Below are 22,350 nucleotides of genomic sequence, written 5' to 3' on the forward strand. Positions count from 1 at the left end.
ATTCTGTTATCTGGCAACTTCGGGCAGCGCCCTTAGTGTGCCACCCCGGCGGCGACGCTTTCGTCGATGAAGCGACCTTCTTTGAAGCGGTCCAGCGAGAAGGCTTCAGTCAGCGGTGAGTGACCCGTGGCCATCAACTGCGCCATGCCCCAGCCCGATCCCGGAATGGCTTTGAAGCCACCGGTACCCCAGCCACCATTGATGAAGCAGCCTTGCAGCGGTGTCTTCGACAAGATGGGAGAGCGGTCACCGGTCATGTCCACGATCCCGCCCCACTGACGCAGCATCTTCAGACGCGAGATCATCGGGAAGGTTTCGACCAGTGCGCGGACTGTTTCCTCGATATGGTGGAAAGACCCGCGCTGAGTGAAGTTGTTGAACCCGTCGGTGCCGCCACCGATCACCATCTCGCCCTTGTCGGATTGCGACATATAGCCGTGTACGGTGTTGGCCATCACGACGACGTCCATACAGGGCTTGATTGGCTCGGACACAAGAGCCTGCAGTGCAATCGCTTCGAGAGGCAGACGGAAGCCAGCCATCTCGGCCAGTTGTCCTGAGTGCCCTGCCACCACGATGCCCAGCTTGTCACAGTCGATTGCGCCTTTGGTGGTGTCGACACCGACAACGCGGCCGTCCCGGGACCGGACGCCTGTGACTTCGCATTGCTGAATGATGTCCATGCCCATGGCTGAACACGCCCGCGCATAGCCCCACGCCACAGCATCGTGACGCGCGGTACCGCCGCGTTCTTGCCACAGCGCACCCAGTACTGGGTAGCGAGGGCCGTCCAGATTGATGATCGGCACCAGTTCTTTGACACGCTCAGGGGTAATCCATTCGGTCTTCACGCCCTGTAGCGCGTTGGCATGGGCCGTGCGCTGATATCCGCGAATCTCGTGCTGTGTCTGCGCCAGCATCATCACGCCGCGTGGGCTGAACATGATGTTGTAGTTCAGGTCCTGGCTCAGATCCTCGTAAAGACCGCGCGCCTTTTCGTAGATCGCCGCCGAGGGATCCTGCAGGTAGTTCGACCGGATGATGGTTGTGTTCCGCCCGGTGTTGCCGCCGCCCAGCCAGCCTTTTTCGATAACCGCGACATTCTGAATGCCGTAGTTCTTGCCAAGGTAATACGCGGTCGCCAGACCGTGCCCGCCAGCACCAATGATGATGACGTCATACCGTTTCTTGGGTTCGGGCGAGCGCCAGGCGCGCTCCCATCCGGTGTGATAGCGCAGAGCTTCCCGCGCCACAGCAAAGGCTGAATAGTGTTTCATGTGCGAATCCATCCGGTTCGGTGATTGGGCGCAGATATGCCGTGTGACTGCATTTTAACCCTGCCGTGCAACGCCGCAATATCGCACTATTGCGACATGTCGCTCATTCGCGGCCATTTGTCCCTTTTGTCGGACGCCTCACAGGTCTAAGTCAGGGCAACATCTTCGGAGGGACCATGACGTTCTGGGTTCTGATTTTTCTTGTCGCGCTGCTGATTGCAGCTTTCCTGAGCTTTACACTGCTGCGCAAACGCCGCGGGGATGAACCTGCGGCAGCGTACGATCTGCGGGTTTATCGTGAACAGCTGGCCGGTGTGGACCGGGATCTGGCGCGCGGAGTCATTGGCGAGGCAGATGCCGAACGGGTTCGCAATGAAATCTCCCGCCGCATTCTGGCCGCAGATGACCAAATCAAAAAAGATGGCTCGGGCGCAGGGCCATCTCGTGCCGTTTCAGTGTTGTCGATCCTGCTAATCTCGCTCATCATGATCGGCGGCGCGTTGGCGATGTACCATCGCACCGGGGCCGTCGGACTGCCCGATATGCCTCTGACGGCCCGGCTGGAACTGGCAAAGGAAGTGCGCGCCAACCGGCCATCCCAAAACGCCGCGGAAGAACTGGCGACCCCTCCCCAACCTGCGCAGCTGGACGAAAGCTATGCATCGCTTTTGAAGCAATTGCGTGAAACGGTTACGAACCGGCCGGACGATCTGCAGGGTCAGATGTTGCTGGCGCAGCACGAGACGAATGCAGGCAATTTCAAGGATGGGTACACCGCGCAACAAAGGGTGATTGAACTGTCCGGCGACACGGCCACGGCCGATACTTACGCGGATTTTGCTGAAATGATGATTCTGGCGGCGGGAGGATATGTCTCACCCGAAGCGGAACAGGCCCTGATCGAAGCATTGGACCGTGACCCTCGTCACGGACCGGCGCGCTATTATTGGGGGCAAATGCTGGCCCAGATCGGGCGACCGGACCTTGCCTATCGCATGTGGGTTGAAACGTTGCAGGATGCCCCGACAGGTGCGCCATGGGCCGGAGCAATACGGGCTCAGATCGACGAACTGGCGTTTCGAGCCGGCGTTTTCAATGCGCCGGACCTGAGCACAGAACCCGGCCCCAGTCAGGAAGACATGGCCGCCGCAGCCGACCTGAGCCCCGAAGAGCGGCAGCAAATGATCCAGGGTATGGTGGACCAACTGTCTGACCGTCTGGCGACAGAAGGAGGGTCCCCCGAGGAATGGGCTCGTCTGATCGCGGCGTTGGGTGTTCTCGGCGAGGGCCAGCGCGCTATCGACATTCGGGACGAGGCCATGGAAGTGTTTGCCGGCAACTCAGAGGCGCTGCAGATCATCGACGCGGCGGCCCTTCAAGCCGGGATCGCTCAATGATTCACGACGCTTTTGAAGATTTCGCGGCGGCACTACGACCAATGACCGCCCTGATGGGGCTCGACCTTGGAGAAAAGACAATCGGTGTCGCGGTTTCCGACCGGATGCGCGGGGTGGCCAGCCCGCTGGAAACCGTGCGGCGCAAGAAGTTCACGCTCGATTCCGCCCGCCTGATCGAGATTGTGACCGATCGTGAAATTGGCGGCATCCTGTTGGGGTTGCCCAAGAATATGGATGGAACCGAAGGGCCAAGATGCCAGTCAACGCGGGCATTTGCGCGCAATTTGTCCCGCCTGACTGATCTGCCCATCGGGTTTTGGGACGAACGTCTTAGCACAGTTGCGGCAGAAAAAGCACTGCTTGAGGCGGATACGACACGAAAACGTCGCGGACAGGTTATTGATCACGTTGCCGCCGGTTATATCTTGCAAGGGGCGCTGGACAGGCTGCGCTTTCTGTAACGGGTCGGAGACCAGTGATGACGAATATGGTTTGGAAACGGAATGAGGTCGAAAGCCCTTGCGTCCAGATCTGCGTCGTTCACCCAAGCGAACGTATCTGCACCGGCTGTTACCGCACGATTGATGAAATCACGCGCTGGTCCAAGATGGACAGCGGCGAACGCGCCGAGATCATGGAAGACCTGCCAGGCCGGAAACCACGGCTCAGCAAGCGCCGCGGCGGACGCGCAGCGCGTATGAACGGCTCGTAACATCAACTGGTTTGCTTTGGGGACGTGCCCCTATGGTTTTCGGACCTATCGCGATCCGGCCGGTTTGACTCATGCCCCCGCAATTCCGTCTGGAACAGAGCTGCAATTTCAGACCTGCTCATTTTTGCGTCACAGGAGATGTCCTGGGCACGTTGGGCACGTTTCTTGCCAGTCTGGCCCGCCTCGAATCCAGGCGTCTTACGTGTGGTCAATCTTTCTATCAAGAACTTAAGTGTCATCGCAAACTTCCCGCTTCCAATAACTGTGTCACCGCGGGCCGAGTTCGAGCTCCGAGGGGGGGCAGCTCATGAACGCATCTGTTCAACGTGAGTGGAGGCCCGCAGCGACATGGCGTAGGTAAGGGCATTTCCCGTCAAATTTAGGGGGAAAACGCACGCTTTTTGGTCCATTCTGACGTTTCGGCCGAAAAACCCACGGAAAATCCCACAATTCCCTTACGTCACAAATTTGATCCGGCACGGTATCAATCAATACATGCGCAGAGCACGAGGCTGCGGGAGCGGCTAATCGCCTTTGATCGATTCGCGTTCAGCTTACTGAGTTCTGACCAGCAAACGGGGCATTGGGGCCGCCTGATGGCAGCAGATCCACTCACAGCGCGTGAGGTTGCGGTGAAGGTCCTTACCCGGCGGCCAGCCAGGTTTTGGCGTTTTCGATATCCTCGGACGGGAAAAACTGTGTCCGGGTGCCCAACACATGACTGGCCACGCGCTGCGCCATATGCTGCCAGCTTTTGTCACCAACGATGGCCGCGCGGTCCAATTGCCCGATGTGTCGGCTGGCCAGACGAAAATGTGCTGCAAGCGCGGACAGTCCCTGCCAGCCATCGAATTCTCGCAGGTCGATCAGCAGGCGAAAACCTGACCGGTCCTGCAGCAGAGTATCCAGATCACGCTCAGCTTGCTTGTATTCTTCGGGGTCCAACTTACCCAACAGGCTGATCTGCACACATGGGCCGTTCAGGTCGGTCACGTGAATGGATCCCAGCGACTCGCGCATCCAGCGACGCGCGGCTTCAAGCTCGGCCAATTCGAAGACCTGAACAGGACACGGCAGGATTGGGGCAGCCAGTCGGATACTGGTTTGCACCCAGCCCTGATCGGCAACAACTGCGATCCGATCAAACCCACGCCAGTGGCTAAGACCCAGCTTGGTATCAGACCAGGCCGCGCCTATGTCATACCCCTTAAATTCCGGCTGTACGATGGCCAGCAGCCGCACTGAATCGTGTTCAGTGAGTGCCGCCTCGATCGCGGGAACCAAGGTATCCGCGTAGTCGGCGCTGGTGACCTGCCCCGACAACTCGATCTCAATCAACGCACCATCAGAATTCACATGGACCGTAATCATCGGTCAAAACCTCCAAAGCCAAACAATGACAGGAGGTTAGGAGGATTCGATCCATTCGGCTACACCCCCGGCACATTCAGGGCGGAAATAGGCGATCATCCGTCCATCCGACCCTGCGCTTGCCGTGCCTGCCCACGGGGCAACCCCGTGCAAACAGTGGCGGTGTAGCAGGTAAGCCTCGCCAGGCTTGGCTGGCAGCTCGATTCGCGGGCAGGTATCAAAAACCTCCCGACGGGCGGATTGATAGATGTCTGTTATATCAACTTCATGCAGGTGTTCACGTGGCTTCCCTACGAGGACATGCCTGAATGCAGCACCCAAAATATGATGGCTGCCTTCCCACAACACCATGGGTGACGCATCCGGGCTGGCGTCGGTCAACGGTATACCCAAAATCCAGGCGTGCGGTTCATCCACCCGGCGGCGGCGATCCGGACCCATCGGGCGCAAACCGTCCACGTGGGCCGCGTCCCGGTTTCGGCGGTATCGCGCGGCGGCCTCGTATTCCCCCCGACGCGGGCGCGGATATCCCGGATACATCACCGAGACTTGTCCATTGTGAAGCGGCAAGGAACCATAAAGCTCGACGATGAATGACATGGCCGCTCCGGCCAGAGGACCCGAACAGCCAACCCTGCCCCGCGCATCATTGGGCAGCGCATCTACACCAATGAACCACGTTCCGTCACAATCCATCCATTCCGCATGGGCCGGGTCCGCCGTCGCGGCCCGCGCGGCAGGCAATACGTGCGTCACCCACTCTGCCAGCGTCGGATCATATGGAAATTTCACCCAGCCCTTGGCATGGAATTCCGTCATAGCCCAACCGCCTTGCGCAGCATGTTGAGCGCCACCAGGGTAAGAAACACGGCAAACACCCGTTTCAGGGGTTTCGGATCCATCGCATGAGCCAGCTTTACGCCCCATGGCGCGGTGATCAATGTCATCGCCACGACAATGCCGAAGGCCACTAGATTGACCGCCCCAATAGTCAGCGGCGGCCTATGTTCCGGTGCAATATCCAGGAACAAAAAACCGATGACAGACGGTACAGCGATGATCACACCAAACCCGGCCGCAGTTGCGACGGCGCGGTGAATCGCGGTGTTATAGAGGCTCATCAGTGGCACACCAAAACTACCACCGCCAATCCCCATCAGAACCGAAAGGAACCCGACCGCAGGGGACAGGACGGCCCGCTTGATCCCGCCGGGCATGACATCACCCAGTCGCCATTCCGAGCGACCCAGCCCAAGGTAGGCACCGATCACCATTCCAAGAAGGCCGAACAGCGCCTGCAAAGCCTCGGTCCGCAGCGCAGACGCAACCAGAACTCCGACAATCGCACCGACGACGATACCCGGCCCCCAACCTCGCAGGATATTCCAATCAACCGCGCCCTTCTTGTTGTGCGCCAGAACGGATCGCACCGAAGTCACGATGATCGTCGCCAGAGATGTGGCCAGACACAGCTGCATCAACTGTGGGCCGCCATAGCCAAGGGTTTGAAATGCATAGAAAAAGGCGGGCACTAAAACAATACCACCACCGACGCCCAGCAATCCGGCAAGAACGCCGGCCAGCGCTCCGATCCCAAGCAAAAGGCCCAGCATCTGGGCCAGCAACATCGTCTCGGGCATTGTTCCCCCTGCCGCTTAAACTTCTGCCATCGGCGCCACACGGTCCAGCGCCCGCAGCATCACCTCGGGCCCCGCCCCATCCTGCACCGCCCCTTCGGACAGGGCGCGCCGCCAGGCGCGGGCTCCGGGTCGCCCTGCAAAAAGACCCAGCATATGACGTGTGATCTGGTGCAGGCGCCCACCGTTGGCAAGATGCCGATCCACATAGGGCACCATTTGGTGAACGATCGCAATCGGATCGCGCGTTGTTCCGGTGCCAAAGATACGCCGGTCAGCATCTGACAGGACATCGCCAGGCTGGTGATACGCTGCCCGACCGATCATTATACCGTCAAGACCTGCATCCAGATGAGTGACCGCCTCGTCCAGTGAGTTGATACCTCCATTGATCGAAACGTGCAGATCCGGGAATTCAGTCTTCATCCTGTGGACGAGGTCATAATCCAAGGGCGGAATATCCCGGTTTTCCTTGGGGCTGAGCCCCTGCAACCACGCCTTGCGGGCGTGAATCGTTACCCTTTGACATCCCGCCGCTCGGATTTTTTCAAGAAACGCTGGCAGGACGTCTTCGGGTTGCTGCTCGTCCACACCGATGCGACATTTCACGGTGACTTCCACATTCACCGCCTCGCGCATACCCGCCACGCAATCGGCAACCCGGCCGGAGTCTTTCATAAGGACCGCACCGAAAGTGCCGGATTGCACCCTGTCCGACGGACAACCGCAGTTCAGATTGATCTCATCATACCCGGCCTCAGCACCCAAACGCGCTGCCTCCGCCAGTTCCTTCGGATCAGAGCCACCCAATTGCAAAGCAACCGGGTGTTCTTCAGGGGTATAGTCCAGCAGATGCAACGCTCCGCCTCGCACAAGCGCTGGTGCAGTCACCATCTCGGTGTACAGCAACGTTTCCGCACTGAGCAGCCGATGAAAATAGCGACAGTGTCGATCCGTCCAGTCCATCATGGGCGCCACGCTTAAACGCGCTGCTTTTTGTGCGTTATTTTTCAAAGCGTTAACTCCATGGGTCTCTAAATGTCATGTAGTACGATTTCCGTGGACTACGTAGTTTATCCGTGGATTTCCGGGGGTTTTTGATTCGAGCGTGCTACGGTGTAGCACATCCGGAGAACACAAACAGCGCCCGAATGCTTCTGGTTCCTGTGCTGGCATCGCCCTTTTCCTTCATTCCGTTGCCCCCAGGGATGTCGGCTTTCAAACCCAGATTTTTTTTGGATGTTCGAACCGACTTCCCTATCACTGAAACCGAGATGAGATGTATTCCGTGACCAAACCCAACGACAGGCACGGCACTTTCTCGCAGCAATCTCCGTCCCTTAAGTTGTAGCAATGCAGCGCGTGTAGCGTGCCACCAATGACCCGAGTGCTGATCTGACCAACTGGCCATGATCAGGTTGCTTCGAGCCCCGCTGAAGCCGTCGCAATTAATCGATCAGTATTCGAGCAGACAAGTTTGATCGCCGACGTTCCGACATCGGTCTCGAGATATACTCGAGCTCATTGCCCCACACCGCACCTGTCTCACTATTGATTTTTTGGCGCGCGCAAAGAATATGTAAAACTATGATAAGATCAAGGCGGCGAAGATCCGCAGGCAGGCTGACATGACCAAAATAAGGAATATGGAAGAATTTGCGGCCCTCAGTGGGATTTCCCGACCCACGGTTTCCAAGTATTTTCAGGATCCGGACAGTGTTCGGCCCACAACACGGGCCCGCATTGAAGAGGCGCTTGAGCGGTTCGACTATCGACCGAATATCTATGCCGTGAACCAGAACCGGAAATTGACCAAGAATATCGGCATCGTGGTACCTTATCTTGCCGATCCGTTCTTTGCCGAAATCGCGCGATATCTGGAGCAAAGCTGTATCGCAGCAGGCTATCGCCCATCCCTGTTCAGCTCGCATGGCGAACAAAAATTGGAAAACGAAATTCTGGACGGCCTGCAATCCATCAAGCCCGCTGGCGTTCTGTTGGCACCTTTGGGGCGTGTCTCAGACAGATCGGCGATCGAGAAGTTCTGCGCCAGTGTTCCGACTGTTTTGTTTGACAGCAATCTAGATGGCTTGGGTGCAGCTTTTGTTGGATCGGATAATTTCAGCTTTGTCTCACAAACGGTCGAATACATGACCCGTACAGGCGAGCCTCCTTCGTTCTTTGAGATGCGCACGCCGGCAAACCCGAACGCAAACAAACGAAGAAAGGCCTATGTTGACGTAATGGAGCGCCTCGGGTTCGAACCTCATATCATCAAGGTCGACGGCGAAGGTTGGGCATTTGAAGAAATCGGCCACAAGGGTGCGCTGAAAGCCCTGAAAGAAAGCAAACTGCGAACGGACTCGGTGTTGTGCAGCAATGACCGATTGGCGATCGGCTTTCTTGCGGCCTGTTACGAACAGGGGATTCGGGTCGGTCGTAAAGACGACTGCACGTTGCGAGTGGCCTCGAATGACGATCATCCTTTCGCAAAGTTCACATGCCCATCCCTGACAACCGCTGCGCATGACTATGACAACGTTGCCGGGCGCAGCGTCGAAACCCTGTTCGAACTTATTGAAAGTGGAGGGGAATTTGAAACGCGAACGGAGACGCTTTTCCCCGCAAGGCTTGTCTTAAGGGATTCTGCATGAGCCTCATTATTTAACGCGCGTAAAGTTTTTATTGACGCCGCGAAAACTTTTGACCTACTCTCTCTGCACGACATCCAAGCTCAGGGAGGACAGGGATGTATCTGAAGCATGCACTTCGTGCGGCGACTGCGCTGACTTTCGTCGCCACGGCAGCAGCCCACGCGCAATCCATCACAATCGCCACTGTGAACAACGGCGATATGATCCGGATGCAGGGCTATACTGACAAATTCACTGAAGCGACCGGCATCGACGTTGAGTGGGTGACGCTGGAGGAGAACGTTCTGCGCCAGCGTGTGACCACGGACATCACTACCAAGGGCGGTCAATTCGATATCATGACCATCGGCATGTACGAGACCCCAATCTGGGGCGCGAATGGCTGGTTGGTGCCGCTGGAAGGGCTATCCGCCGAATATGATGTGGATGACATCCTGCCTGCGATGCGCAACGGGCTGAGCAATGACGGCACCCTGTATGCGGCACCGTTCTACGGCGAAAGCTCGATGATCATGTATCGCACAGATCTGATGGAAAAAGCCGGCCTGGAAATGCCCGAAGCTCCTACCTGGCAGTTCATCCGCGAAGCGGCAGCAGCGATGACGGACCGCGACAATGACATCAATGGTATTTGTCTGCGCGGCAAGGCCGGTTGGGGTGAAGGGGGCGCCTTCATTACCGTGACCGGGAACTCGTTCGGCGCACGTTGGTTTGACGAAGACTGGAAGCCCCAGTTTGACCAACCTGAATGGAACGAAGCACTGACGTTCTTCGTGGACATGATGGCCGAATCCGGGCCTGCGGGTTATGCTACGAACGGATTCAACGAAAATCTGTCGTTGTTCCAGCAAGGCAAGTGCGGAATGTGGATCGACGCTACTGTTGCGGCATCCTTCGTGACCAATCCTGACGATTCAACCGTGGCCGACAAGGTCGGTTTCGCTCTGGCCCCGAATTCGGAAGGCGTTGATAAGCGATCAAACTGGCTCTGGGCTTGGGCGTTGGCCATTCCGGCAGGTACCCAGCAAGAAGATGCAGCCAAGCAGTTCATCGAATGGGCAACGTCCAAGGACTACATTGAACTGGTCGCCGAAAACGAAGGTTGGGCCAATGTCCCTCCCGGCGCACGCACCTCGCTATATGAGAACCCCGAGTATCAAAAGGTGCCGTTCGCGCAGATGACGCTGGACTCGATTCTATCGGCCGATCCGAACAATCCGACGGTTAAGCCGGTGCCGTACGTCGGCATCCAGTTCGCCGCGATCCCCGAATTCGCAGGCATCGCCACGCAGGTGAGCCAGGAATTCTCGGCAGTTTATGCCGGACAGCAAACAGTAGAAGAGGCATTGGAAAAAGCACAGGCCTTCACTGTTGAGGAAATGGAAGCCGCAGGGTACTGAGGCATCCTCCCCGCGGGCGGGCAGACCACTGCCCCCCGCCACACCCTTCCACAACCCACATTTTTCTCGCAGGCTGAGTTACGCCTGAACAGAGAGGTCTTGCGTCATGGCTACCCAGCATTCCCGATCCGTTGCACGCATGATGATGGCACCAGCAGTGGTCCTGCTTCTTGGCTGGATGCTCGTGCCGCTGACGATGACACTGTATTTTTCTTTCAAAAAATACCTGCCGTTGCGCGGAGGTGATCTGGGCTGGGTCGGATTCGATAACTACGTCCGATTTGTTTCCTCAAGTTCGTTCTGGCCTGCGGTTCAGGCAACACTTACGATCGTGGGTGGCGTGTTGTTCATCACTGTTTTGCTGGGCATCCTGCTGGCGATGCTGCTTGACCAGCCAATGTGGGGACAAGGCGTTGTTCGTATCCTTGTGATCGCCCCGTTCTTTGTCATGCCAACCGTATCCGCGCTGGTCTGGAAGAACATGTTCATGGACCCGGTCAATGGATTGCTGGCTCATCTGTGGCGTTTTTTCGGGGCGGAGCCGATCTCATGGCTGTCCGAGGCGTCGATGACGTCGATAATCATGATCGTCTCGTGGCAGTGGTTGCCCTTCGCGACGCTGATCCTGTTGACCGCAATTCAATCGCTGGACAGCGAGCAACTGGAAGCGGCCGAAATGGATGGTGCGCCGGTTCTGAAACGCTTCTACCACATCGTCCTGCCGCATCTGAGCCGCGCGATCACGATTGTCATTTTGATCCAGACAATCTTTCTTCTGTCGATCTTCGCTGAGATATTTGTAACCACCGGCGGCGCATTCGGCACCCGTACACTCACCTACCTGATCTTCCAGCGCGTGCTGGAAAGCCAGAATGTCGGGCTTGGATCAGCCGGCGGTGTCTACGCCATCATCCTCGCCAATATCGTTGCCATCTTCCTGATGCGCATTGTCGGCAAAAACCTGGACGCGTGAGGAGGTAAGAGCAATGGCCCGTACAGTCACAACCCGCCGCAAGTCGCTGAACACCGCCCTCGCCTGGGCCGTTGGTCTGCTGATATTCTTCCCGATCCTCTGGACCATCCTGACCAGCTTCAAAACCGAAGCGCAGGCGATCGCCAGCCCGCCTTTGTTCCTGAATTTTGATTGGACTCTGGAAAACTATGCCATCGTGCAGGAACGCTCGGACTATATGCGGTTCCTGTGGAATTCGGTCATCATCGCAGGCGGTTCGACCGTTCTGGGTGTGATCATCGCGGTGCCCGCCGCTTGGGCGATGGCCTTTGTTCCGTCTAAACGAACCAAGGACATTCTGCTGTGGATGCTGTCCACCAAGATGTTGCCTGCGGTCGGCGTACTCTATCCGATCTACCTGCTGTTTATCCGTCTGGGGCTGCTCGATACCCGCGGGGGGTTGGTTGTTGTGCTGATGCTGATCAATCTGCCGATCATCGTCTGGATGCTTTACACCTACTTCCGCGAAATTCCAGGCGAGATTCTGGAAGCCGCGCGGATGGACGGTGCCACGCTGAAAGAGGAAATCTTCTATGTTCTGACGCCCATGGCTGTGCCCGGTATTGCCTCGACCGTCCTGCTGAACTTCATCCTGGCGTGGAACGAGGCATTCTGGACGCTCAACCTGACCGCGGTCGACGCGGCTCCGCTGACGGCCTTTATCGCCAGCTATTCCAGCCCTGAAGGCCTGTTCTTTGCCAAGCTCAGCGCGGCCTCGACCATGGCGATTGCTCCAATTCTGATCCTTGGCTGGTTCAGCCAGAAACAACTTGTCCGTGGCCTGACCTTCGGCGCTGTCAAATAAGGAAGATTTCTCATGGGACGTATTCAACTCAAGTCCGTGACCAAAAGCTTCGGCGACGTACAGGTCATTCCTCCGTTGGACCTGACCATTCAGGATGGAGAATTCACTGTCTTCGTCGGCCCGTCGGGTTGTGGCAAATCTACACTGCTGCGCCTGATCGCGGGGCTGGAAGATATTACATCCGGCTCTATCGACATCGATGGGGCGGACGCGACCGACGTCCCCCCTGCCAAGCGCGGTCTGGCCATGGTGTTCCAGTCTTATGCTCTCTATCCGCATATGACAGTGCGGAAGAACATAGCCTTCCCACTTCGTATGGCTAAACTGGATCAGGCCGAAATTGACAAACGTGTTGAAGGCGCGGCAAGTGTCCTGAACCTGACTGATTACCTTGACCGCCGCCCCGGTCAATTGTCCGGTGGCCAGCGCCAGCGGGTCGCTATCGGGCGTGCCATCGTTAGAGAACCTGCGGCTTTCCTGTTTGATGAACCGCTCTCCAATCTGGATGCTGCGCTGCGCGTCGGCATGCGGCTGGAAATCAGCGAACTGCATGAGCGTCTGGCGACCACGATGATTTACGTCACGCACGATCAGGTCGAAGCGATGACCATGGCCGACAAGATCGTCGTACTGCAGGCAGGTGTTATCGAACAGGTTGGCAGTCCGTTGGAACTCTACCGCACTCCCCGAAATCTATTTGTCGCGGGCTTCATCGGTTCCCCGAAGATGAACTTTATCGAGGGCAAAGAGGCTGCAAAACACGGTGCCCATACTATCGGAATCCGCCCGGAACATATTGCTGTGTCAGACAGCGAAGGCACTTGGTCGGGTAAAGTGAGCGTATCCGAACACCTTGGATCTGACACCTTCTTCCATGTCCACGATACCGGTCTGGCCGAAACCATCACGGTACGCGCAGATGGCGAGGTCGACTTTCGTCACGGCGATCACATCCATCTGACACCCCGCGCCGACGTGATCCACCGGTTTGACGCGAAAGGCCTGCGGATCGAATGACACGTCTGGCAGGCAAAACCGCCCTGATCACCGGGGCCGCGCGAGGCATCGGACTGGCCTTTGCCAAAGCCTATGTTGAGGAAGGCGCGCGTGTCGCCATCGCCGACATAGACAGCCAAAGGGCACGGGACGCAGCGGCTGAAATTGGTGAGGCGGCGCTGGCCATCAGGATGGATGTGACCAACCAACAAAGTATCGATGAGGCGGTCGCGCAGACAGCTGCACATTTCGGGCCCATCGATATTCTGATCAATAACGCGGCCATTTTCACCGCCGCCCCCATCGTCGGAATCGAGCGTGCCGATTACAACCGGGTCTTTGATACCAATGTTGCTGGCGTTCTGTTCACGATGCAGGCCGTCGCGCGACACATGATCGAACACGGGGTCAAAGGCAGGATCATCAATATGGCGTCGCAGGCCGGGCGAAGAGGTGAGCCTCTGGTCGCTGTCTACTGCGCCAGCAAGGCGGCGATCATTTCTTTGACGCAGTCAGCGGGGCTGAACTTGATTTCCAGCGGAATCAATGTGAACGCCATCGCCCCGGGCGTAGTCGAAGGCGATCATTGGGACGGCGTCGATGCGTTCTTCGCGAAATACGAAGGCAAACCGCGCGGACAGAAGAAACGCGAAGTCGCGGCAGCCGTCCCATTCGGCCGCATGGCGCGCGCCGAAGATCTGACTGGATTGGCGGTATTCCTGGCGTCTGACGAGGCCAAATACATCGTCGCGCAAACGTACAATGTCGACGGCGGAAACTGGATGAGCTGATGAACCCTTTGGCGAACGCAAAACCTCCGATGCGGCTACTGCGTGACAGCATTGTCGACCTGCCTGCGACTGTCAGAAAGATGAACTATGAGATCTCGGACCTGAAACCGGGGATCGTCCACATTGGGCTGGGCAATTTTCATCGCGCACATCAGGCCTGGTTTATCCATAAGCTGATGCAACAGGGTCTGGCCCATGATTGGGCGATCATTGGGGCCGGTTTGCGCAGATATGACGCCGAGATGCGTGAAAAACTGTTGAAACAAGATTGTTTGACAACGTTGATCGAGCTGGACCCAAAGGGGTTATCCGCCGAAGTAATTGGTCCGATGATCGACTATCTGCCCATTGAGGACAGCAATGCAGCGCTGATCCGAAAGATGACGGACCCGTCAATTCGGATTGTATCTTTGACTGTGACCGAAGGCGGGTATTTTCTGGACGCCAACACCGGTGCGTTCAACACGAATCACGAAGATATTCGCCACGATGCAGAAAACCCCGACCTGCCCCGCACAGCATTTGGAGCCATCGTTGCGGCGCTCGGGCAGCGTCGGAATGACGGTCTGAAACCATTTACTGCACTAAGCTGCGACAACCTTCAGCGCAACGGCGAGATCTTACGCCACTGCATCGTCAGCCTGGCTCGTATGTCCGACCCCGAACTGGCCGACTGGATCGACCAAAACGGCGCGTTTCCCAGTTCGATGGTGGATTGCATCGTGCCCGCCACGACGGAGAAGGTGATTTCAAAATGCCGCGCGCTTGGTGTCGACGACCGCGCACCGGTCTCGCATGAGAACTTTCGGCAATGGGTGGTTGAAGACGAATTCTGCGCTGGACGACCGCCTCTTGAACAGGTTGGTGTAACGCTGACTGACGACGTGCACAGTTATGAAACGATGAAGCTGCGCATTTTGAACGGTGGCCACCAACTGCTTGCAAATGTTGGGGAAATTCTGAATATTCCGACGATCTCTGATTGCATGCAGGACCCTGATATCGTTGCGTTTTTTGCAAAGGTTCAGGCCGAGGAGATTTTACCGCATGTCAAGGCTGTCCCCGGGACAACACCAACGGAATACCTTGCGCTAGTTGAAAGGCGTTTTGCGAATACCGCCATTCTCGACACAACGCGGCGGGTCGCGTTTGACGGATCCGCGCGGCATCCGGGGTTCCTGCTGCCGTCGCTGCGCGATGCATTTGCATCTGGCGCGTCAATGAGCGGGCTCGCACTGGCCGAAGCATTCTGGTGCCGGATGTGTGCGGGCGTTCGTGAAGACGGCTCCGAAATCACCCCGAACGACCCTCAATGGGACGACTTGAGAAATACCGCGGTGGCATCCAAAGCTGAACCAGTTTTGTGGATCGAACAAAGCCAGTATTTTGGTGAATTGGGTCGCGACACACACTTTGCGAAAACCTTTGCCTATTGGCTGACCGCGATCTGGCAACGTGGCTGCCGGGAAGCGATAGCTAATTATGTCGGTCGAGGATCTATGCTAAACTAATTTCGCGCCGCGAAACGTATTGAGTCGCAGTCACACTCCTATATTCCGCCCCAGCAACACGTTGTTTTTCCACAGACTCGGGCGAAATCAGACGCCCTCTGCTTTTGCCACCCGGCTTCTCAATACTGATCCAGTCCGGCATGACTGCAAGGGAATGTCCGCAGTTTTGTGGCTAACAGAGGCACCTGCTCAGAACGAAAATGGGCAACGCTGCACGATACCAGAATGCTGGCGCAGCAGAATAGCTTTCAAAAGATTACGATCTTTGGCATCCCCAAGTGGCCTCGTTCATCGCCCCTCCGCGTAGTCTTGCAAGCCCCGGGCACTGGTGGCCCCGACCAACATCCCTTCTGGTGTGATCATGCTGTTGCAAACCCAACCCTCGGATTAAGGTCGCGCGGAGGTGACGAAATGCATTCCGCGCGGCGAGGGCGGCGACCAATTCAGGCCGGCCTTTTCTTCGATCTTCATACGGCCGGGTGCGCCATTGGTCGTTTGCTGCGACAAACTGCACAGGAAATGACGGATCAGGAAGACCAACTACCACTGGTCCTGTTTGTCCCCGCCGGGTGTGCCGAGCGGCAAATAGGACGATCCATCGCGGTTCAGCAACAGTGTTGGCGTCAGAGCGCTGCCGGGGCGCTTGCCCGGTGCCAATGCACCGGGCGCGTTGGCGGCCAGGCTCATCATTTGCAGTCGTGTGCCCAGACATACGCACGTCGGGGATGCGCTGGCGACAACGGACTGGAGCCATTCCGAGCCATGGGGGCTGGCGTCGCCTGACCCGCTGAGGCTGCGGTTCTGGGCGCATTGGGTGCACTGTTGTTATCCGGGATCGATGGTTCACTGAACTGGCACAATTTCATTGACGGGCTGATGGGGTCACCAACGTCTTGGCCATGATCATGCTGTTGGTGGCAGGTTCCGCGTTTCTGACGCTGGCCATGGGTTCTACCGGGGATGCCACGCGACTGGCCGAATGGACTGGTGCACGGGCCTTAGTCCGTGGATGCCAATCGCTGCACCGACGGTGTTTAAATTGCCAAAGCGATGGGTGTTCCGGGTTCCGTTCGGCGTCGTTGTCGCCTCGCTGATCGTCGGCGGCGTTACGGGTGACGTTCTGCGCGCCATCTTTGCAGGGATCGCGTTGATCATTGCGATCAAGATGTTGTTCCACCGCAACGGCTGGACCATACCCAATCAACTTCCGTCGAATCCGATAACAAACGGTGCAGGTTTCGGGATCAGCCATCTGTCTACCTTTATGGGCATTGGTGGCGGCAATCTGTATAACCTGTTCGTGACCAGCGTTGGACAATCCATTCGTCAGGCCGCTGCCACCTCGGCAGGCCTTGGAGTTCTGATCGCGATCCTGGGTGCGCTGGGCTATGTCAGCCTTCTGGGCGCGGCGCTGGTGGTCCCGCTCTCAATACTGGCGGCCCCATACGGCGCAATGTTCGCCCACAGCCTGCCGCCACGAAAACTGGAGATCACCTTTGGCGTGGTCCTGCTGGTCGTCATTGCCAGAATGGTCTTGGATATCGTATGGTGACATTTCACAGAGGCTTATGTTTGTTGGTGCCGCGCGACGAACCTCTGCGGCTGCGCCTATCTGATCTGCGTCATTGATGGAGGGGGAGTACTCACCACGAATGGCGGATTCGGGAGGCAGCGCCACAGCTTCTCCAGTTTATGTTCAATGGCAGCAATGGCCGTTCACGACCAAGGGCATCACAGTCGTTGGAATTTGAACAACTCCAACCAGATATCAATACCGGTGGCAGGTTGAGCACTGATCCCAATTGTAGATTAGCGTGAAATCCAGCGGTCAAAATCTAGCCAACCTTTGCGCCCCCTGGTATTTCTTCTGGCGGTGTCCAGGCAGCGATCATCAGGTTTCTGCAGCTCAGGGCCTGATGCCGTATCGGCTCATCATCATCTGAACACTACTTTCGATCGTTTCCGTCATCTCCGGTTCGCTCAGAACCTCACCGGTAAAAAGCAACGGCCAGAAGGCGCGCGCTTTGATCAGGCCAATAAACTCACGCCCGGCCTGTTCGGGATCATCAATCTGCAGTTGCCCATCCTCTGCCGCGTCTTTGAGCATGGCTATGAATGTGGCGGTCTTGTCCAGCTTGCCCTGAGCTGCAGCTGCGAGCGCGGGGTTGCGCAAGGTTTCGCTGATTACCATCCGAGCCATCGCAATGACATCGGGCAGCATCAGAATACGCCCTTCCGCCCAGGCCAATTCGGTCAATTGTGCGCGAATATCACGGCCTTTCTCATACCGGATTTCCAGCACTTCAGCAAAACGACTGGACAGCTCGACCACGATGGAGCGGAACAGATTTTCCTTACTTTCGAAATACTTGTACAGCGTGCGCTTGGACACTTCGGCCTGCGATGAAATTCGATCCATGCTAGCCGAAGCAAAGCCCTTCTCCTGGAACTCGGCCACGGCAGCTTCGATGATCTGTGCGCGCTTGGACGCATTCTGTGCGCTGCATTCGTTCATGTCAGAGCTATAGACCTATTGACAGGCCTTGGTCAAACCCTAGGTAAACGCAGGAGTTTACAACGGCAAAATAATATGCCATGAGTAAACCCGCCAGTTTACCAATTGCGGAAACCAGCGCCAACAGGAGATCCCCCATCATGGCTCTTACATTGAACCTGAACGGCAAAACCCACGAGGTTGAGGCCGAACCCGGAACGCCCCTGCTCTGGGTGATCCGAGACGAACTGAAACTGACCGGCACCAAATTCGGCTGCGGCGTAGCGTCCTGTGGGGCCTGCACTGTGCATCTGAACGGTGAGCCTGTGCGCTCGTGCCAGACCTTTATCGAAGATGTCGAAGACGCCGAGATCACCACAATCGAGGCCGTCGGAGATGACAGGATCGGTGCCGCCGTTCAACAGGCCTGGGTCGAACTGGATGTGGTCCAATGCGGCTATTGCCAGTCGGGTCAGGTGATGTCGGCGGTCGGGCTGCTGTCCGGGAACTCCAAACCCTCAGTCGAAGAGATTGATGACTACATGTCCGGCAACGCCTGCCGTTGCGCCACCTATCAACGCATTCGTGCCGGCATCCAGCGCGCGTCTGAAATTCTGGAGGCCTGATCCATGACCATCAACACCTCTCGCCGTGGATTTCTGAAAACTGCCGCTGCTGCCGGTGCCGTCCTGCTGGTCGGCGCCCGTCCAGACGGTGTGCTGGCGGCGGCTTCGTCCGAGACCACTCAGCTCAACCCGTTTGTGAAGATTGATGCCAATGGCACCGTGACCGCCATCGTCAAACACTTTGAAAAGGGTCAAGGTCCCGCGACCGGTTTGCCGACGCTGATTGCCGAAGAAATCGGCCTTTCCATGGACCAGATCGAGTATGAATTCGCACCATCTGATCCGAGTGTTTACAACAACCTTCTGTTTGGCCCCTTCCAGGGCACCGGCGGTTCGACCGCAATGGCGAATTCGTGGCTGCAATACCGTCAGGCCGGTGCAGCCGCCCGCGAAATGCTGATCAACGCCGCCGCGCAAAGCTGGGGCGTGGATGCCTCGGGCATCACTATCGAGGAAGGTATCGTCAAGTCAGGTGACAGATCTGCTCCGATCGCTGAATTCGTGGCCGCTGCGTCTCAGTTGGACGCCCCGGCCGAGCCGCGCCTGAAAGACCCGTCCGAGTTCCGCCTGATCGGCAACGAAGCTGTGCGCCGCAAGGACTCGACAATCAAGGGCAACGGTCAGGCGATGTATGCCATGGACGTTCATCTGCCCAATCAGATGGTCGCTATGATCAAACGTCCGGAGTCGAAGGGTGGTATCGCCCTTGGCTTTGATGACAGCGCATCAAAAGAGGTGAAGGGCTACATCAACTCAGCTGTCCTGCCCAATCAGGCGGGTGTCGCGGTCTATGCCGAAAACACCTGGGCGGCCATTCAGGCGCGCGATGCACTTGAGGTCGAGTGGGATATGTCCGGCGCTGAAACTCGCAACTCGGATCAGATCAAGGCCGAGATCATGACCGCACTGGACGCAGCCCCCACATACAATGTGAACAAGGCAGACGTGGCGGCGGTGTCGGCGGCCATCGACGGGGCGGATAAGGTCATTGAGAAGACCTTCTACTTCCCGCTGCTTGCCCATGCGCCGATGGAGCCCCTGAACTGCACCATCGAGCAGACAGCAGAGGGAGACATCATCCTGCATGATGGCGCACAGATGCCAACCGGCCCGCATATGGCCTATCAGCAGATCTTCCAGCTTCCCGCTGAGAAGATTCACATCAAAACGATGCTGGCAGGCGGTTCGTTCGGACGCCGGGCGACCCCCGATGCAGACTATCAGGTCGAGGCTGCTCTGGCCTTTGTGGCCACAGATCGCTCGCGCCCGGTGAAACTGGTGTGGACCCGCGAAGACGATATTCGCAGCGGCTATTATCGGCCTGCTTTCGGTCACAAGGTTCGCGTTGGTTTGGATGCCGAGGGCAATATCATTGGGTGGCAGCACCAGATTGCAGGACAGTCTGTCATCAAAGGGACGGCGTTCGAAGCTGTTCTGGTTCACGATGGCGTCGACCACAGCTCGGTCGAAGGTGTTTCAGACAGCCCGTACGCCATCCCTGGCATGGCTGTGGGACTGACCGATACACCCAAGGCGACCACGGTTCTGTGGTGGCGTTCTGTTGGTCATACCCACACGGCCTATACAATGGAAACCATGATGGATCTGGTAGCGGAGGCTGCAGGCCGTGATCCAGTTGAGTTCCGCTTGGCACATCTGACCGACGCCAGCAACCCTGACCAGAAGCGCAAGGCAGCCGTCTTGAAGTTGGCGGCTGAAAAGGCAAACTGGGGTAAAGCGCCGGAAGGTCGGTCGCAGGGGATCGCGGTTCACAAATCCTTTGGATCTTACGCGGCCGAAGTGGTCGAGGTCTCTGGCGACCCGGAAAGCGGCATCAAGATCGAAAAGGTCACCTGTGCCGTAGACTGCGGTATTGCCGTAAACCCCGATGTTGTGCGCGCCCAGATGGAAGGTGGCATTGGCTATGGCATTGGTCACGTCATGCGAGATCAGATCACGCTGACCAGCGGCGCCGTGGATCAATACAACTTCCCTGATTACGAACCGCTGCGGATCGGTGATATTGCCGCAATTGACGTGCATATCGTACCTTCGGCCGAAGCACCGACCGGCGTTGGCGAGCCCGGCACACCTCCGTCGGCACCTGCACTGGCTAACGCGATCAATGCCCTGTCAGGTGTGCACGTGGCGCAACTGCCCATGGAAGAGCATGGCGTGAGCTTTGCCTAAAAACAGTGCCCCGCGCCGGGTCAAACTGGCGCGGGGAGTTTTTAAAATCACCGCTGTCAAAATTTGATCAAATTTGGTGACAAAGCAGATCCATTGAAGTAAGTCACTGGGGAGTAGCACCGACGGAGCCCCCAATGGACCTGAGCGCCCTGCACAACTTTCGCGTTGCAGCATGTGATCTGAATGGACAGATGCGCGGCAAACGCGTGCCCCCCGGTTATGCCAACAAACTGGAAAAAGGCGCGGTACGGATGCCTTTTTCAGCACTGAACGTTGATCTGTGGGGCGCAGATATCGACGGAAGCCCGCTGGTCTTTGAAACCGGCGACGCAGATGGCGTCTTGCGTCCAACCGAGCGTGGTCCAGTACCCGTGCCCTGGCTGGAGTCAGAAACCGCGTTGGTACCGATGAGCCTCTATAGTGATGAAGGCGTACCATTCGCGGGTGATCCGCGACATGCTCTGGCCGCCATTCTCGAACGCTATGCGCAGCACGGCTGGTCTGTTGTTGCCGCAACCGAGCTGGAGTTTACACTTGTTGATGCTTCCGGCCCGCAACCGCAACCGCCAGTGAATCCGATAACCGGGCGGCGCCTTTCGGATGAGGCCGTTCTGTCGGTGGCTGAGATGGACGCATTCGAGGCATTCTTTACCGACCTGTACGACGGTTGCGCCGATATGGGTATCCCTGCTCAGACGGCCATATCGGAAAGCGGCATCGGCCAGTTCGAGATCAATCTGAACCATCAGGACGCCATGCGCTGTGCCGACGACACGTGGCTTTTCAAGGCGTTGACACGCGGGTTGGCGCGTAAACACGGATTTGCGGCCACCTTCATGTCCAAGCCCTACGCCGATGATGCAGGCAACGGAATGCACGTGCATTTCTCCGTACTAGATCGGGACGGACGAAATGTGTTCGACAACGGCGGGCCTGAAGGCACAGATTTTCTGCGGTCTGCCGTTGCGGGCTGCGTCGCTGCCATGCCGGGCAGCACGCTGATCTTTGCGCCTCATGGCAATTCATACACACGGCTTATACCGGGCGCGCACGCACCCACAGGGGCTTGCTGGGCCTATGAGAACAGAACCGCCGCCATTCGCATCCCGGGCGGTGCATCGGCGGCACGACGCATCGAACATCGCGCCGCGGGTGGAGATATCAACCCTTATCTGATGCTGACCGCGGTGCTGGGCGCGGCGTTTGCTGGTATCGAAGACGGTCTGGAGCCCCCTGCCCCGATCACGGGGAATGCCTATGACATCGTTGACCTGCCCCAGTTGGTGCCGGATTGGTCGTCTGCAATTGACAGATTCGAATCCGACCCTGTGGTGGCACGGTTGTTCCCCGCCGACCTGATCCGCTATCTGACCATGACCAAGCGACAAGAGGTCACCCGATTTGGGGGCATCCCACCTGAGGATCATTGGCTGAGCTATCTCGAGTCGGTTTGACCCCCCTTGCCGCTTCAATCACT

21 protein-coding genes are annotated in these 22,350 nt (G+C 57.4%); 14 read left to right on the forward strand and 7 right to left on the reverse strand.

Going from position 1 to position 22,350, the window contains the following annotated elements; all coding sequences use genetic code 11:
• Positions 1–32 precede the first annotated feature (32 nt).
• Entirely contained in the window at positions 33–1,277 is a 1,245-nt protein-coding gene (locus ACR0K5_RS17685) for a sarcosine oxidase subunit beta family protein (protein WP_480630971.1), read from the reverse strand.
• Positions 1,278–1,453: 176 nt separating this feature from the next.
• Between ACR0K5_RS17685 and ccmI the strand changes: the two genes are divergently transcribed.
• The 3 genes from ccmI to ACR0K5_RS17700 are packed head-to-tail and all read left to right on the forward strand — an operon-like array spanning position 1,454 to position 3,386.
• Positions 1,454–2,674, forward strand: coding sequence for a c-type cytochrome biogenesis protein CcmI (ccmI, locus tag ACR0K5_RS17690; protein ID WP_480630972.1), 1,221 nt, complete (start codon positions 1,454–1,456; stop codon positions 2,672–2,674).
• Positions 2,671–3,135, forward strand: a complete 465-nt coding sequence (gene ruvX, locus ACR0K5_RS17695; protein WP_480630973.1) for a Holliday junction resolvase RuvX — start codon at positions 2,671–2,673, stop codon at positions 3,133–3,135. Before ccmI ends, ruvX begins: the two co-directional genes overlap by 4 nt.
• Before the next feature lie 17 nt (positions 3,136–3,152).
• Positions 3,153–3,386, forward strand: a complete 234-nt coding sequence (locus ACR0K5_RS17700; RefSeq protein ID WP_480630974.1) for a DUF1289 domain-containing protein — start codon at positions 3,153–3,155, stop codon at positions 3,384–3,386.
• Positions 3,387–4,028: 642 nt separating this feature from the next.
• Here the strand turns inward: ACR0K5_RS17700 and ACR0K5_RS17705 are convergent.
• Genes ACR0K5_RS17705 through dusA form a run of 4 tightly spaced genes read right to left on the reverse strand, consistent with a single transcriptional unit; the run spans position 4,029 to position 7,408 of the window.
• On the reverse strand, positions 4,029–4,757 hold the full coding sequence (locus tag ACR0K5_RS17705; protein WP_480630975.1) for a SpoIIAA family protein: 729 nt from the start codon (positions 4,755–4,757) through the stop codon (positions 4,029–4,031).
• A gap of 36 nt (positions 4,758–4,793) precedes the next feature.
• The gene (locus tag ACR0K5_RS17710) at positions 4,794–5,576 is read right to left on the reverse strand and encodes a hypothetical protein (protein ID WP_480630976.1); all 783 of its coding nucleotides are present in this window, start codon (positions 5,574–5,576) and stop codon (positions 4,794–4,796) included.
• Entirely contained in the window at positions 5,573–6,397 is an 825-nt protein-coding gene (locus tag ACR0K5_RS17715) for a sulfite exporter TauE/SafE family protein (protein ID WP_480630977.1), read from the reverse strand. Before ACR0K5_RS17715 ends, ACR0K5_RS17710 begins: the two co-directional genes overlap by 4 nt.
• A gap of 15 nt (positions 6,398–6,412) precedes the next feature.
• Positions 6,413–7,408 (reverse strand): tRNA dihydrouridine(20/20a) synthase DusA, encoded by a 996-nt coding sequence (gene dusA, locus ACR0K5_RS17720; protein WP_480630978.1) that lies wholly within the window; start codon positions 7,406–7,408, stop codon positions 6,413–6,415.
• Between the two features lie 596 nt (positions 7,409–8,004).
• Between dusA and ACR0K5_RS17725 the strand changes: the two genes are divergently transcribed.
• From ACR0K5_RS17725 to ACR0K5_RS17755, 7 genes are all read left to right on the forward strand, one after another.
• Positions 8,005–9,048 (forward strand): LacI family DNA-binding transcriptional regulator, encoded by a 1,044-nt coding sequence (locus ACR0K5_RS17725; protein ID WP_480631099.1) that lies wholly within the window; start codon positions 8,005–8,007, stop codon positions 9,046–9,048.
• Positions 9,049–9,143: 95 nt separating this feature from the next.
• Entirely contained in the window at positions 9,144–10,448 is a 1,305-nt protein-coding gene (locus tag ACR0K5_RS17730) for an ABC transporter substrate-binding protein (protein ID WP_480630979.1), read from the forward strand.
• 106 nt (positions 10,449–10,554) lie between these two features.
• Complete coding sequence (locus tag ACR0K5_RS17735; protein WP_480630980.1) at positions 10,555–11,421, forward strand: carbohydrate ABC transporter permease; 867 nt, start codon at positions 10,555–10,557, stop codon at positions 11,419–11,421.
• 13 nt (positions 11,422–11,434) lie between these two features.
• Positions 11,435–12,265 carry a carbohydrate ABC transporter permease gene (locus ACR0K5_RS17740; RefSeq protein WP_480630981.1) on the forward strand — a complete coding sequence of 277 codons (831 nt, stop codon included), beginning with the start codon at positions 11,435–11,437 and terminating at the stop codon, positions 12,263–12,265.
• 12 nt (positions 12,266–12,277) lie between these two features.
• A complete protein-coding gene (locus tag ACR0K5_RS17745) occupies positions 12,278–13,282 on the forward strand; it encodes an ABC transporter ATP-binding protein (protein WP_480630982.1) in 1,005 nt (334 codons plus the stop codon).
• Positions 13,279–14,052: an L-iditol 2-dehydrogenase gene (locus ACR0K5_RS17750; RefSeq protein WP_480630983.1), complete on the forward strand. Its 774-nt coding sequence runs from the start codon at positions 13,279–13,281 to the stop codon at positions 14,050–14,052. The genes ACR0K5_RS17745 and ACR0K5_RS17750 overlap by 4 nt, the downstream gene beginning before the upstream one ends.
• Complete coding sequence (locus ACR0K5_RS17755; protein WP_480630984.1) at positions 14,052–15,563, forward strand: mannitol dehydrogenase family protein; 1,512 nt, start codon at positions 14,052–14,054, stop codon at positions 15,561–15,563. Before ACR0K5_RS17750 ends, ACR0K5_RS17755 begins: the two co-directional genes overlap by 1 nt.
• Positions 15,564–16,103: 540 nt before the next feature.
• On the opposite strand, the gene ACR0K5_RS17760 is transcribed toward ACR0K5_RS17755, so the two are convergent.
• Entirely contained in the window at positions 16,104–16,271 is a 168-nt protein-coding gene (locus ACR0K5_RS17760; protein WP_480631100.1) for a gamma-glutamyltransferase, read from the reverse strand.
• A 301-nt stretch (positions 16,272–16,572) separates the two neighbouring features.
• On the opposite strand from ACR0K5_RS17760, the gene ACR0K5_RS17765 reads away from it, so the two are divergent.
• Positions 16,573–17,115 carry a sulfite exporter TauE/SafE family protein gene (locus tag ACR0K5_RS17765; protein ID WP_480630985.1) on the forward strand — a complete coding sequence of 181 codons (543 nt, stop codon included), beginning with the start codon at positions 16,573–16,575 and terminating at the stop codon, positions 17,113–17,115.
• Between the two features lie 354 nt (positions 17,116–17,469).
• On the opposite strand, the gene ACR0K5_RS17770 is transcribed toward ACR0K5_RS17765, so the two are convergent.
• Positions 17,470–18,078, reverse strand: coding sequence for a TetR/AcrR family transcriptional regulator (locus tag ACR0K5_RS17770; protein WP_480630986.1), 609 nt, complete (start codon positions 18,076–18,078; stop codon positions 17,470–17,472).
• A gap of 140 nt (positions 18,079–18,218) precedes the next feature.
• Between ACR0K5_RS17770 and ACR0K5_RS17775 the strand changes: the two genes are divergently transcribed.
• The 3 genes from ACR0K5_RS17775 (at position 18,219) to ACR0K5_RS17785 (ending at position 22,327) form a co-directional block, all read left to right on the forward strand.
• Positions 18,219–18,683, forward strand: a complete 465-nt coding sequence (locus tag ACR0K5_RS17775; protein ID WP_480630987.1) for a (2Fe-2S)-binding protein — start codon at positions 18,219–18,221, stop codon at positions 18,681–18,683.
• 3 nt (positions 18,684–18,686) lie between these two features.
• The gene (locus ACR0K5_RS17780) at positions 18,687–20,873 is read left to right on the forward strand and encodes a xanthine dehydrogenase family protein molybdopterin-binding subunit (RefSeq protein WP_480630988.1); all 2,187 of its coding nucleotides are present in this window, start codon (positions 18,687–18,689) and stop codon (positions 20,871–20,873) included.
• Between the two features lie 134 nt (positions 20,874–21,007).
• Positions 21,008–22,327, forward strand: a complete 1,320-nt coding sequence (locus ACR0K5_RS17785; protein WP_480630989.1) for a glutamine synthetase family protein — start codon at positions 21,008–21,010, stop codon at positions 22,325–22,327.
• The last annotated feature ends 23 nt before the right edge of the window (positions 22,328–22,350 follow it).

This window comes from Ruegeria sp. AB9, assembly GCF_056542585.1.